This window comes from Dictyobacter aurantiacus (assembly GCF_003967515.1).
GTDB lineage: Bacteria > Chloroflexota > Ktedonobacteria > Ktedonobacterales > Ktedonobacteraceae > Dictyobacter > Dictyobacter aurantiacus.
This window is the reverse complement of sequence record NZ_BIFQ01000001.1, coordinates 978,038-992,692: the sequence shown is the minus strand read 5'-3', so window position 1 is coordinate 992,692 and position 14,655 is coordinate 978,038. Positions and strand designations below refer to the sequence as shown.

Sequence of the window (14,655 nt, the reverse complement as noted above, 5' to 3'; positions counted from 1 at the left end):
GCGGAGCATTTCCTGTTATCTGAGCAGCATACCCATGAGAGGCATGTAGCCTGAGACAGCGATTTGCTGTAATATATCATTCGCACCACCGCCAAAGGATACAGCGAAAGCCATCAAGGCAAGCTGCCGGGTTCGGTCCCGCATTCCTATGAAGTGAAGGTAACGAGCATGTTCGTTGCCTATGTATTTTCTGGCATCCGATTGAAAATTATCATGGACGTGATCGATCTCATCCGCGAACTTTCTGGCTACGGTGAGGTCCTTTTCTATGGCATCCACTTCTGCCTGTATGGCATTTTTCTCACCCTCCACATCCAAAACAGCAGATATCGCCTTATTATGCTCATCTTGTATGATACGTAAGTTGTTCTGATTCACGCGCATCAGGTCATATTGACGATTGTATTCCATCTCAATGGAATCTATCTCTTCCTTCGGCGCACCTTCATGGCGTTTAATACTGATATTCTTGCCGAGCAAATCCACTTCTTTCTCGATGTGATTGGTCAGCTCTCTGTACCTGTTCCTCTCTTTTTCTATTTCCGCTTGTTTAAGCTTTGCGGTGTCGAGTCTAGCATTCACTTTCTGGAGTTTGGCATTGGGCCCCTCTAGTTTTTGTTCCAGTTCCGCGATCGTTGCGCTTGGATCCGTGCCGTATTTCTTTGCAAATGCTTCATATTTTGACATCTCGGCCTGAATACCGCCCATTTTTGTCAGAATTTTATCTCTTTCTTGCACCGCGGCTTTTAGCTGGTCAAGCTGCTCCTTTAGTTGCGTGCTTACCCGGCCGAGCGTCATGGGTTTATAGAAATGGTCAATGGTGGCGATTTCGGCCTCTCGCTGCGCGAGCGTTTGCTCCCATTTTTCTTTTGCCTCGCCCATAAGGCTCTCTCTGTCTATTATGGAGCCTTCGGCGACCGGCGCATTTTTATTCAGACCATCGGTATTATCTTTGTGGTTGGTAGGTTGCGTTCCTCCAAACAGTTTGCTCATATAGCTGCTGCGCGAGGTGCCGTCAGTGGGTAATGCCCCACTGGCCTGCTTATAGGCGTTCTCATCAGCCCGGAGCTGTGAAGCGTACTTTTTTTCGATAAGCGCGACGAGGCGCTGGTACTCCTGGCTGTTCTCCTCGTGTTGCTCACTGCCCTCCTTTATCTCACCGAGCGGGGCGAGTTTTTCCAGTACCTCCTCAATGATTTCTGGATGGTTGGCAAGATCATTGAACTTGAGGTTCTTTTCCTCGAGTTTATCGTTAATGTGCTTTTCAATGTTCGGCAGATCAATGTGCGAAAGATCAAGCTGCGCGACCGGCGCTTCTTTCCGGCCCTCTTGAAACGCCTGATACGCCTGCTCGAAGCGCTGGTCGACGTCGACGGGCTGGTTAGGAGTGGATGGTGAAGACTCCTCAATCTTGAATTTTGTATAAATATCTTTAATTTCTGCGCCGACTTCTGGCGAGAGGTGACGGATAGCAGCCAGCGCGTGATATATGCCCTGGCGTGCCTGTGCAATCTCACGCTGCTTATCAGGTCTCTGTATATGGTCGTTCTCCAGTGCCTCCAATCTCGTGAGAGTGGCTGCTACCTGTTCGCTAAAATTACGCGCGGCGGTGGCATGGATATGCTTTTCCGAGGCGTAGTCTTTGGTGTAGTCTTTCACAAGCTTCTTGAACGCCTCTTCACGAGCTTGCCGCTCCTCTTCACTGTACGGCATAGGGTGATCTGAATTTCCCGGTCGGTCGGTTGTTCCCTGCGCCGTTTCCTGTTGCGCAGTATGTTTCCCGGGCTGTTCGCGGGCCAAATCGAATAAAGCCTGGGGTTTGTCGATGATCGAGGGCTCAGAAGCGGATGCATCGGCAGAGGAGAGGCGCGGATGGTATGGCAGGTGTTTTTCGATGAATCTGTTTACGCTATCCTTCCGCTCCTCAGGCGACAGTTTGTGATCGTTGAGATCCCGCAGCGTTTGCTGGAAGTCTTCCGTTACGCGGATTTCGCGGCTCGTTTCCTTGCCAACCCGTTTGGCTTGCTCCTGCGTCGGGCGGCTGTCACGAGCGGAGGAGAGGGTTTTCGCGTAGAGACCGAAGGCTATTTTCCGGTGGGCCATTTCATGGCCACCATCATCGTCTCTGTCAATGGACCCTCGATGGTCCCCTTGAGATGCTGAATGCAAAGATTCATTATCTCGCAATGTTAGTATCACTTTTTGAAAGAGTTCCCAGGCCCTTCTATCTTTCTCCTCTAACACTGCGCGAGATGATTTGTACGTATTCTCAAGCTGCTTATTTTTCTGCTCAGCGTTTTCAACTTTATGGCGAAGGAAATCGTTAGTGCGACGGTCAGCTATCTTGAATGAAAGCCCTGCTAGTATCTCTTGAGTCCCACCGAGCACTAAAGCGTTAAGCTCATGATATGAACGCTTCCACTCTGTCGTAGCTTCTTCCAGTTCCCTATCGCGCTTTGTTACCAATTCTTGGGCTTCCGTAGATGTGTCGGAACTCGATTTGCCAGATTCGTGTAGCTTCGCCAGATCTTTGTCAAAACGAGCATAAATGGCCTGGCACTCCTTCCCATAATTCTTATGAATAGAGGTGAGTTGTTGCTTAATCTCCTTTTTTGCAAAGGGAGGAAGGTCTTTCAACCTACGCAGGTTGCTGGATATATCACTTTTGTATTTGTATTCGTTCCCATCGCCGCTAATGCTCATTTTTTCTATTCCGCGGACCGTTGTTTCTATTCTTTTAAGAGTGTTACGGAGCATATGCTTTTCTCATCCTTGATCGTTAGGGCAAGCATGTATAGACAACTCTCTTGCCATATATCCCCATTGACATCTCAAGCTGCTTGGTTCCTACGTGCTTTTTCTTCGTGTGGGACTGTGTGTCACAACATTCTCTGTTCTCAGAGTATAGAATATCGCGCGCCCCTATTTTAGGGGGATAGAGGGAAGATTTTCCCGTGCGCGCTCCATCTCTTTCCAGGGCTTCCGACAACAATCGACGATGAGCAAAGGATGATTAACCACGATCCTCCTCGTCATCTGGATCATCATCATCATCGTCTGGATCATCATCATCATCGTCTGGATCATCATCGTCATCGTCTGGATCATCATCATCATCGTCTGGATCATCATCATCATCGTCTGGATCATCATCGTCATCGTCTGGATCATCATCATCATCGTCTGGATCATCATCGTCATTCAAGGGATGAAAAAAGTAGTCCTTCACATTGTCGGCTAAAAGGATCTGCTCGTACTCACTAAAGTCATAGCGGGTGATGGTTTGCAGGTAAGCACAGTAGGCCACGCCGAGTACGTAGATCGTTGGTCGCGTGCCTGGTTCATCGCCCAGCCAGACCCGTGCGATACTGATGGCCGCGTCAGCTGTGGCCTGATAGCGCTGCTGCAAGCTCTCGTGCGAGCCGGTCAATTCCTCATGTATCCATTTAGCATTTTTTTCGGTCAGCAGATTTCTGGTATCCGTGCGGTAGAGGCAGCAGGCGGGACAATACTTGCAACCGGCGAAAGGTCCCTGGCGTCGTTCCATCACCTGACTATAGCGTTCGAAGAAATTAAAAAAAGAGTCTTCTACAATCTTCATCTCTTTCTCGCGTGCCTCAAGGTCGAGGTCCTTCTCCGGTGTGATCTTGAGAGAGGCACGACCATAGGCGATCAGGCCTCGCGTGAGAAGAGCGCGCATCTCCTCGACCTGGGCATAGCTCCAGCCAAACTGGGCACCGCGCTGGTGGAGTACCTCGGCACAGCCACGAATCAGAGCCATAATCAGCACCGCGGCATGCTTGTCGGGCGGTAGATAGGCCATATCGATCTCGATTTCCTCCGAGAAATGCAGCAGGCTATCAAGAACCAGTACAGGATTTGCGATCAGGCGTAGCAGAATATTCGACCAGATCCATTTGCTCTTCCCACCGTCCAGCACCTTGCTCGCCGCCTGATAGATAACCGGATCGGGTCCACCGTTGTCGGTGCCGGGAATGCCGTATTCGTTGATATCGATGATCGATTGAAAGGGGGCGAGCGATATATACTGCCGGCTCATTTTCTTGAGCGCTTTATCGGTCAGCGGCGAGATGTTGCGTTTGTAATTCTGCATGCGCACCAGGTAAGCATGATCGGCACCTTCGGCAAAGATTGCCGCCATGCCCGGCAGAAGCACACCCAGATGCGTCAACTGCTCCATATTCAAATTCATCGTCTGCCCGATACTCTGGCGATCATCCTGAGCGATCAGACGATGGACAATTTTCATGTTGGTATTTTTGAGTACGTCGGGCGCGAGCTTGCTGGGGATCTGCTCTGCCACCAGCACACCCTGCCCATAAGCACGCACTTCCGAGAGCATATTGGTAAAGACCTCGATAGCCTGCGCGCGCGGATTGGCCGATTCACTATCGACCTGTGTCGAGGTGTTTTTCAGCAGGCGGTGGGCCTCCTCGAAGACGATCAGATGTTGCAGACCAGGCTGAATATGGCCCGTCGCAGCCTGGAGCCGGCGATACTCATAGAGTCGTGCCAGGAACAGGCCCATCAGAAAGGTCTTCTCATCATCGTTGCCGATATTTTCCAGTTCCAGAATCGTCGGTTCCGAGAGCAACGTCTGCAAGGGAATGCCACGTACTGTATCGAGCATCAAGCCTTTAGAGCCGATACGCAGCGAGCCAATGCGTGATTTGAGTGCCGCTTTGACGTTGCTCTCCACTTCATGGTCATACTTCAGCCGCACTGTCACTTCCTCCACTTTGTAGTAGAGATCCGTCAGCGTTGGGAAAATTGGGTACAAGTGGCGCTGCGACCAGTCTGACAGGCGCGTGTTGATACCATTGGTAAGATCCCAGCCGCGATCCTCGTAGATCTCATGCAGCGCGGTCTCCAGCACCTGGGGCATCGGTGCGTAGAGCGGGAAGGCGGCATTGAAGACGGCCTTCAAGAAATCAATATGGCTCAGCAGGGAGGCACTGCCAGGCTCATCGTCGGTCTCAAACTCAAAGGGATTGAGACGGAAGGGCGCAACCGTCTCGTTGCCCAGCGTGTAGACGCGGATCTTTGCTCGCCCAGCGAAGGCGCTGTGCAGCGCGCGATACTCTGTTTTAGCTGGCTCAATCACCAGAAAGGGTTTCTGCGCATCAACCACTTTGTCCAGGAGATTCATCACAGTCGTTGTTTTGCCGCTACCGGTGACACCAATGACAACTGCGTGTTTGGTAAGTGCGTCCAGGGCGATGTTGTAGTGCTCGTCGGTCTCCTTGCCGTTGTGCAGAATTTTTCCCAGGGGGAGCTGCTCCTCATCGGAGTGGCGAAAATCAGTGTCGAAGTAGACATAATCGTGAATGGCGTAGCCGGGCACTTCTTCGCGGGGAAACTGCAGCAGGGAGCCGACTTCGGCAGAAGTCAAAAAGGTATAAAAAGATTCCAGGGAGATCCCGTGGGGCTCGGCCAGTGTCGTGCGTAGCGGCTCCGGACGCGAATCGCTGCCCGAGAGTGCACCGAGCAACAGTGAACCCAGGCGCTGAGCATCATTTCTGTTTCCCGCGCCAAAGTAGGTGCGCACCAGCCACTGCCCGGCAGCCATCCCCTGATCTAACCGCTCAAGCTGCTTTTCCAGCTGGCGGATCAGATATTGCGCACGATAGCTGATCATGTCGGCAGTATAGGACTCGCTCATGCCACCAGAATCGACGAAGGTCTTCTGGAGATTTGACTGTTTGGAGGACGAGCGCTGGACTTTTGAACGGTTGGTAATCTGGGTCAGCAGATCAATGGTTTTCATGCGCTCTTCGACCACTTTGACGCGCGGACGCGGATGAGCCTGGACCATATAGGCCCATTGCGCACCATACATGCCGCGAATCACTCGTTCGAGTGGGGCCTGATTCTGTGTCCCCTGGTTCTGCACGATGGAAGCTGAACCGGACTGTGGCACATTCGTCGGGTCCATATCACCACCACCCCTGTCGGGACCAAAGGCCTTGTGACTGGGAATGCCGGTAATCACGCCGCTGGCACTGAAATGCGGCGGCAGCATCTTCGTGAGCGTGCTGATCTCAACAGGGACTAAGACGATGCCGGGAAAGATTCCTTCGAGGAGCATACGCGTCATATGCTCCTCGCCGAGCGAGATATAGACCTGGATACGCTGCGATTGACCGATGATGATCATCGTAAGATCGGCCTGCAACTGGTTGTGGCTGGCGATCACCAGGTCGGTCATATACTGACTGAAGTCCGTCCCCTGCATATTACGCCGCCAGAAATTTGCCAATCCCTGAATATGAAAAAACGTCTGTTCGCTATCATCGAGCAGATCGGCAGGATAAAATGGCTGTGGTACTACGTCTTCCAGTTGAAAACGCTCCAACCTGCTGATCAATTTCCCCAGTACATTTAGAGACTCAACTTCGAAACCAGGAGCAACCATGCATGTCACCTCTCGTGCTGAGCACACATAATTTAATGGTACATAGTAAGCTTAACCCGAATGAGAGGATGCTCCTAGTCGGATGGAAGGACAATTTTGTTGTACTCATGCGCTTGCCTGCGGCGGTCACGAGTACCGTGAGGTGACGGAAGGGAAAAGGGCCTGTTTGATGGCATGCAAATATCCCTACCATCCATCGGGGGCGGAGGAAGGAAGAGATCAGATGGGTCGTTCTATTTATTTTGGCGATCCGGTCTTAGGTTCTGGCAGTGGTCTCAACGCCATTTTCCAGGGTGCTCCCAATCTGTTGTACAGCGTTTTCAATCAGGAACGGAAATTGTCCTTGATTCTCTTTGTAATTGGGATCTCTTAGCAATAACCTATCTCGCCACTTGTGCCGATTTTCGTCGTTCTTTTCCGCACTCTCTCGGTCCTTTGTAAGCGTGCCCTCATTCATCTCTAATCGGTCCCGGTAATCGCTCGCTGAGGGTCTTTTTCTCTCGGTCGATTTGCCGCCTTTATTGCCCGATATTTCACCAAGGACGCGCCGCTTCTTTGCCGGAGATTCGCCAGCTGTGCTGTTGCTGTCAGTTTCTTGCGATTGCTCTACCATGCGCTTGCGTGTGTCAGTGAGTGTATTCCTTGCGCCATTATTAGGGCTGTCTCCATTTTTAAACGTATCTCTTGATACGTCGAAACTATTTCCTCCACTAAAATCGTTAGCTCTCCCTGGATGGTCCCCTTCCCTTCTCTTTTGATGAAGCTTATCCCCTTGCTTTATCATCTGGTTCTTACCTCCCATTGTTTTACTTTCGTAATCATCATGCATCTTCTTCATTACATCAAAAGAACTGGGTCCGATCTCCCTTTTGCTAGGGCCACCCACATCAGAATAATGAGAATGCGGCCCTTCAAAATGCAGCCTTTTCCTGCCTGCTCTTGCTATGAGAGCAACCATAGTATACCTCCTTTCCTTTTGGTCTGAGTGCTTCAGCCATCAAATCCTGTAGCTGAAGCGCGGGTGTATCAGCGCGCTTCAAAAAGAAGATACGGTATGGCATGGTGAAAAACCGGGTGATGGAGGGACAATCCGGACGCCCAAAGGTACCATGAGCGCCAGAGCCGTTCGAACCATGGAAGGCCAGCTGGCATGGCCTGATCTGGAACGCGATGATCCCGCAGGCGAGAGCGATTGAGGGGGAACTGAACTGGAACCCTCGCTCTTTTCAGGCGGCGAGATCTTGGGTGGGAGAACTAAAAATTCGGGTATGTGACAGACTGTCCCTCTGTCCCTCTACTGCCGTGAATCTTTGTTCTCTATTATAAAAGCAGTTAAACGTGATGGGACCAATTAGAAGCGGCGGCGGATCAGCCCGATGGGTAGTGAGTGGGTTCAGCCCGATGGGCAGCATGTTGAGGGCACACAATAATCTGATATTTTTTGTTTATTTGAAGGAGACACAAAGATGAACCCCAATCTTTTGGGTTATACCCGGAAGGCTACAAAGCGCTACAGGTCATATCTAAGCAAGAGGAAAAAGCAGACCAGAGAGCGCAAAACGAGCAAAGCTCCCTGGCGCAAACGCCTGTTTTCTCTCATGCGCACTGCGCTGAGCGTTCTTGTCCTGCTAATGCTGGGGTTCTCGGCCGTAGGATTGCGGATTGGGTCGACAGCACGCTCCAATTCCGCTACGGGCATACCAGCATTGCATGGATACACTACGATTATGAACCAGGCCGCTCACCTGTCAGCTCTACAAAGCAGCGTTAACTCCGGTCTGACCGCGTATCCTGATGACAGATCAGGTGGGCTTAGCTCGGCAACAATTGATACAAAAACGGGAAATCAATCCTACATGCGCGACTACGGCAACGGGGGAAGACCGCCCGACACTGCTGGAGGTGGCCCTGGCTGTTCACCCGAAATTGTTGCGCGCGGCTTGTGCTCAGATGGGAGTCCAGGAAAAGGACCGTCAATACCATCAGACCAGCCAGGATGGCATGGATCGGCAGGATCGTCAGGGTCTAATAGTGATATTACAGGTTGTCCCGATATTGGCCCTATATACAGCGTGTTAAACGCCATCTTAACTGTAGTCAGCATCTTTTTAGGCAACAGCGATCTGCCACACAACGTTTCCTGTAGTGATAACGTTCAAAACGATCTCCTGACAGGGGATGGAGGCTGGCTGTATGCTATCCCTTTGAACCTGACAACAGATAATGTAACGATACAGAGCCTGGTGGGCGTATTGCAGGCACTGGCTGAGTCAATGCTCGTACTGGTGATCATGATACTTGGGATCAGGATCATGATGGGTGGTGCAGGAGGCTGGAATTTTGGGGAACTGCTGGAGGCCTTACCACGTTTGATATTCTCGGTTGTCGCTGTTGCTCTCTGCCTGACACTGGCCGGTGAACTCATTACGTTTTCGAATGGGGTGAGCTCGCTCTTCCCGAACTCCCTTGGCCAGGGAGGCCTCAATACAAAAGTTACTGATATCATCATGCCGATGGGTCACTGGGGAAGATATCTGGAACTATTAACGGACTGTGGCTTGTCCTTCCCGCTCGCGATGGCGGCCGCGCCATTCGCAATCTTTGGTACCAATCTTGGCGCAGCAGCAGCTGCTGCCCTGGTAGTGCAAGCTGTCGTCTCTCTGGTAACAAATGCACCTGGATTTTGCATCCTGGGCTTTTCCATGGCGCTCACCGGGATAATCATCGCACGGATTCTGCTCATCAATGTGTACATTATTCTGAGCCCGCTGGCAGTGATTGCCGCTGGCCTGCCGGGACAGGTAGGTCAGAACTTCACACGGCAATGGATTATGGGCTTTCTGTCCTTGCTGGCCGCACAGGTCGCACAGGTTGTTACATTGTTCGTTGGCATGGCGATACTGGATGCATACAATCAGCTCTTCTCCTCCTCTGGGGGGGACATAGGTGGGCTTTTCATAAGATACGGAACCCTCCTTGTACTGTTACGTGTACCAACATTGTTTAGCGCGAACTCGACCGCCATCATCAAAGAGGTTGGTCCGACTCTGGGCACGGCAATAATGCGCGAGAAAGCGCCATTCGCGCCGGGAATAGGAAGCTAGGACGCGCTATGATGAAGCGGAAAGAAGCACTTGTATTGCTGGCGCTGGTGGGTCTGGCCCTCATCCTCTTCCTGGCGGCTGGCCGGTCCACAGCGGCGAAACGGGCCACGACGACACCAAACGTAGCGCCACAGGCGGTCTCATCACCAACCTGGGTCGATACGCAAAAAAAGCAGGGATTTCGCTCTCAGGGCCAATATATCGCAGCGGAAGCAATCATCATGGCACGCGATCTCTATGGCAATCAGGCCAACGAGTACTACGCCGACGCGGCCACCATGAAGGCCGCTTACGCCTACTGGCAACGCACCTGCCGAAATACCGATGGCTCATTATGCCCGGCAGCCAAAAGCGGTGACCTGCAATGCGTTACCTTTCTGACAGGCGTGTTCGCATCCATCGATGATGAACTACCTTATATCGGTGACGCGAATCGCTTCTGGAATCTCTACCAGAGCAAAGACGGCTGGCAGGAGATTGCCGCGAGCGCGATACGGACGACCGCGCCGGCGCTCGGCGATCTCCTGGTATCCAGCGGAGGCAGCGTCGGCCATCTCGCCATCATCGTGGATATGAAAGCGCCGACAATGGGCCACGATGGCTCGATCACCATCGCCGAGGCCAATGCCCCTTCTGCGTTTGAGCAGTTGATCTGGCATGCCAACGGACAGATCGATGTCTGGCCGGGCTATCACTTCCAGGGACTTATACGCCAGCAGGAGATTGCGCCTTGCCTGCGCCAACAGGCAACACCAACACAGCAACAATGGGCAACGCTGGCAATGGAGGTTGCGGTCCACTATGGCACCCCGGAGAAGTACTTTCTGCGACAAATCTGCCAGAGTGGATTTCAGGCTAGCGACGCGCATGGGCATGCGCTGATCAGCCCCAGCGGAGGGATCGGCATCGCGCAATTGCCTGCGAGTGTCGCGCGGAGCATCCCGCGCTGTGTCACCAATTTTATACAAAACGCTCAGAATTGCGATCAGCGGGTCGGTAGCCTGCCTGCTGGCGTTGGGATCGACCCGACGGTACCGGCGCAAGCCTTACCGGCTGCCGCCTATACCATGTCAATGCTGTATGAACACTATCACCAGAACCCGCTCGTGCAGGCTGCCCAAGGACAAGATACGCTCACCGCCTATACTATGGCGCTGGCAGCATATAACGCGGGGCCGTCAGCCGTTGACAGCGCCGTACGTACCTGTAAAATCGCTGGCTGGCTGGCTTGTCTTGACCAGCAGCAGGCGGACCATCACACCCGAGATTACGTTCGCGCAGTCCTGGGCGTGAAGGCTTGAATCTGGGAGCAGAACAAACGTCTCTGCGACACCTGCCCCGTTACGTTACCGTGTAGTCATGCTGACGCAATCGCTTGCTGATTGCGGAAAAAAGGAAAGGAACTAAAAAATGCTCATACTTGGAACAATCCTGCATATTCACATTCATCACTTTACCAACATGTTTCCGTTTTTGGCGTTGCCTCCGTTGCCTCAGCCTTCTTTGGGAGGAGCTGCAAACCCTCTAGGAGCAGGTGGTCCTCTAGGAGGAGGTGGTGGAGGTCTAGACCCTATACAAACCGAGCTGACCGGCTTTCTGTCGAGCGTGAAAAATCTTTTGACTGGCATTGGCGCTACCATTGCGGTGATCGGTGTCATCATCGGTGGACTCATGCGAGCTACCGCCTTTGGCAATGAACGCAAGGTCGCGATCTCGAACCAGGCAATTGCCTGTGCTATCGTCGGTCTGGCAATCGTATTAATCGCCAATACTGCAGTCCTGGCCATCCAAGGCATGTTTCGCTAGAGAACGTCTGACCGGGTAAAGCTGATGGCAGATAGGACGGAAACACTATCGTGCTGTTGTCACTTCGTGGGCTTCCTCCTTGCTACAAGGAAAAGCCTATGAAGTGATGATGACGAAAAACAAGGAATGTGATGAAGAAAGAAGAATTCCCAACATTTCTCAACCAGAAACCCGCGATCATCTTTGGCCGCACCGGTCGCGAACTGCTGATCCTCGCGATTGGCCTGGCGCTAGGATATCTATCGTGGCTGGATATCAGCCCTTCCCTTACCGGTAGCCAGATTCTTACCGATGCCATAAAAATTATCATCGCTGCCATCCTTGTTGCAGCGGCGGCCGTTGTCGCCTTTATCAAGATCGCGACCCGGCCTCTGGAAGAATGGGCGCTCGCCTGGATATTCTACTCGATCATCCCCAAAGTCTTCATTTATATGCCAGCGGAAGAGAGCAGCATATTGCCCGAAACACAGGGTGAAGGGAAAGAACGAGAAAAAGTTCGGATGAGCAACGATGATGATGATGATGATGATGATGAATAGAGCAGGAGTCAATTTCTATGTCAATCGCACCACGACCCCCCAGCATGATGTTGAGCAGCCCCATGAATATTGTAAACACCTTCATCAGATTATGGGATGTGCAAGGTGATGTTGCCTGTCTGGGTTTCGGTCAGAAGACCATGGAGTATCGAGGCATCCTTCAAATAAATTCTATTAATTTTTCCTTGATGTCGGAAGAAGAGCAGGAAGCCATCATTGAAGGCTTTAAAGGCTTCTTAAATGGCCTCTCGTATCCCATCCAGATCTTGATTCGCAATCGTCCGCACAATCTGGACAATTACCTCAACATGCTGGATTCGGTTAAAGGAACCATGGCCCCTATTATGCGCGACCACGCCAACTTTGTGCGTGTGCTGGGTTCGCGCCGCGCACTGGTTAAGCGCGAATTTTATATTATCGTTCCCGCCGATAAACAAGCGACCCGGGATAAAACCGAAGCCTTAATCAACGCGCAGTTGCAACTGAGCCTGCGCATGGAGGAATTGCTACGGCAACTGGAACGGATGGGATTGACCGGGAGGCGCTTAAACGATATCGAGATCGTCCAGCTCTACCAGAGCTGCTATACGCCCTGGGAGGCTCGTCTCAGACCAGTCACCGAGAAGATGATCGAAGGGGCACATGGCGGCCCGACCGTTTCCGCCTTTGAGCCTCAGGTTGATGCCCTCACTGCAGTCAAACCTGCCTTACAAAGCGATGAAGAAGCGGAGAACGATGCCGCGCCCCTTACCGCTCGTGAGCGCAGAGCGAAGCGCCAGCAGGAGAAAAAGCAGGCAAAGCTGAAAGCACGAGACAAGAAACAAAAGGAGAAGATTCCCACGTTCGTCAACATCCCGGATTTGATCACGCCGAGCAGCATTCAGATCTTCCCTTCCTACATCCGTGTTGATGGCGAGATGGACCATGAATACGTCCGGACGCTGGCGATGGCAAGCTATCCGCGCAACGCGTATCCAGGCTGGTTTGATAACATTATCCAGGTTGATGAGCCAAATATTGATTTCAGCATCCACATCAAGCCGCTGTCACCGCAGCAGGTCGCCACGAGTCTGGGGCAACGGGCGGTAGAATTTCGCGGCGCAGCCATGGTCGCGCAACGCCAGGGGAGAACGCCCGACCCGGAAACCGCGATCGCTCTGGGTGATGTAGAGAAGCTGCGCGAGAATATCGCGCGCGGCACTGAGCGTGTCTTCAGCATCGCGGCCTTCGTGCAGGTACGTGGCCGCAATCGCCGCGAACTCACGGAGCGCAGCAATCGCATTACCGGTGCGATTCGCAGCTCAGATTTTCGTGCCCTGCCCGCGCATTGGCAGCATCATGTTGGTTTAATGAGCTGTCTGCCCGACGCGAACAATCAGTTAGGGCGAAGCCGCCTCTTCGGCACCGGCGCGGCGAGCACGTTTTATCCCTTCACCAACAGCGATATTAGCATGGAATCGGGCGTCATGTTTGGCGCACACCCCAACGGCGGCCTGATCATTCTCAATCCCTTTGACAGCCGGCAATTAGAGAATGCTAATATGGTTGTGTTCGCCAAATCGGGCTCTGGGAAAAGCTTCTTCCTCAAAGTCGTCACCAGCCGTCTGCTATCCGACTGCAACGTCTACGTCATTGACCCGGAGGCCGAGTACGGCAATATGTGTGATGTCGTCAAGGGACAGAATGTGCGCCTGGCCTCCGAATCACTGCAAATCAACCCGTTTGAGTTATATGGTTCAGGAACAAATCTTGCGGATGAGGGCGGAACAAAGGACGAAATCAACTTCTTTCGTGAGAAACTGCTCAATCTGCTGACCCTACTGGAACTGCTACTCTCCGATGAAGGTGTGCTGCCACAAAAGGAAAAAGCTTTCCTCTATCGGTGCCTGATGAAAACCTATGAGAACCGGGGCATTACGATGGATCGCTCAACCCATCATCGTGTCCCACCGAATATGCAGGAGTTCTATGTGATTATGTCGAGCGCGCTACGCGGCGATGAGCGCTTCGGCATGGGCCAGGATACCTACGGTCTGAGTGAGCGCTTAGAGCGCTACCTGCACCTGTTCCCCACGCGAACGCGCGTGGTCCTCAATAACCGCTTTATCGACTTCAATATTCGTGAGCTGAATGATGCGCTCAAACCGATCGGCCTCTTCCTGATCGCGGATTTCCTGTGGACCAAGATTCGCCAGGCCCGCCAGGCAAAAACTCCGCAGCCGAATACGATCATCCTCATCGACGAAGCGTGGCTACTGATGCAATTTCAGCAGGGGGCGAAATTCCTCGAAGAGATGGCCCGTCGTATCCGTAAATACGGCGGCGGTTTGTGGTGTACGACGCAGAACTCGGACGATTTCTTGAGTTCCGATGAGGGCAAGACGATTCTTGCGATGTCCACGATGAAGTTTTTAATGAAACAGGATCCCAGCACCATCGACTCTGTCACAAACACTTTCCACTTGAGTCCGGGGCAGAGGGCCTTTTTGCTAGGCGCCCGGCGTGGTGAAGGTCTGTTCTCTATTAAAAGCTGGACACAGATGGAAGTGCTTTCCTCGCCGATGGAGGCCAAAATGGCGAATACTACCGTTGTTTCCCGCCTCTCTTCGGCGCAGCAGGCCGCGCTCGATCTTGAGCAAAACTACCAACAAGCGCAGGCATACGAGAGCAAACCGAATTCGAAACAGCCAGCAAGAGAGACAGGGCAACTGAACGCGCAAATGCTTGTTGATGACAAAAGTATAAGTAGCAAAAAATAGTGAGGCGGGCG

Annotated in this window: 8 protein-coding genes; 5 read left to right on the top strand and 3 right to left on the bottom strand. The window is 52.4% G+C overall.

Annotated elements, in window-relative coordinates:
• Positions 1-15: 15 nt before the first annotated feature.
• The 3 genes from KTT_RS03975 to KTT_RS03965 all read right to left on the bottom strand — a co-directional run bounded on the left by KTT_RS03975 (position 16) and on the right by KTT_RS03965 (position 7,394).
• On the bottom strand, positions 16-2,757 hold the full coding sequence (locus tag KTT_RS03975) for a coiled-coil domain-containing protein (RefSeq protein WP_126594750.1): 2,742 nt from the start codon (positions 2,755-2,757) through the stop codon (positions 16-18).
• A 256-nt stretch (positions 2,758-3,013) separates the two neighbouring features.
• Positions 3,014-6,436, bottom strand: coding sequence for an ATP-binding protein (locus KTT_RS36410; protein WP_126594749.1), 3,423 nt, complete (start codon positions 6,434-6,436; stop codon positions 3,014-3,016).
• A gap of 256 nt (positions 6,437-6,692) precedes the next feature.
• The gene (locus KTT_RS03965) at positions 6,693-7,394 is read right to left on the bottom strand and encodes a hypothetical protein (RefSeq protein ID WP_126594748.1); all 702 of its coding nucleotides are present in this window, start codon (positions 7,392-7,394) and stop codon (positions 6,693-6,695) included.
• Positions 7,395-8,163: 769 nt separating this feature from the next.
• On the opposite strand from KTT_RS03965, the gene KTT_RS03960 reads away from it, so the two are divergent.
• The 5 genes from KTT_RS03960 to KTT_RS03940 all read left to right on the top strand — a co-directional run bounded on the left by KTT_RS03960 (position 8,164) and on the right by KTT_RS03940 (position 14,644).
• On the top strand, positions 8,164-9,540 hold the full coding sequence (locus KTT_RS03960) for a hypothetical protein (protein ID WP_126594747.1): 1,377 nt from the start codon (positions 8,164-8,166) through the stop codon (positions 9,538-9,540).
• A gap of 8 nt (positions 9,541-9,548) precedes the next feature.
• The gene (locus KTT_RS03955) at positions 9,549-10,841 is read left to right on the top strand and encodes a CHAP domain-containing protein (RefSeq protein ID WP_126594746.1); all 1,293 of its coding nucleotides are present in this window, start codon (positions 9,549-9,551) and stop codon (positions 10,839-10,841) included.
• Positions 10,842-10,950: 109 nt separating this feature from the next.
• A complete protein-coding gene (locus KTT_RS03950; protein ID WP_126594745.1) occupies positions 10,951-11,346 on the top strand; it encodes a hypothetical protein in 396 nt (131 codons plus the stop codon).
• Between the two features lie 131 nt (positions 11,347-11,477).
• Positions 11,478-11,885, top strand: a complete 408-nt coding sequence (locus tag KTT_RS03945; RefSeq protein WP_126594744.1) for a PrgI family mobile element protein — start codon at positions 11,478-11,480, stop codon at positions 11,883-11,885.
• A gap of 17 nt (positions 11,886-11,902) precedes the next feature.
• Positions 11,903-14,644, top strand: coding sequence for a VirB4 family type IV secretion system protein (locus KTT_RS03940; protein WP_126594743.1), 2,742 nt, complete (start codon positions 11,903-11,905; stop codon positions 14,642-14,644).
• The last annotated feature ends 11 nt before the right edge of the window (positions 14,645-14,655 follow it).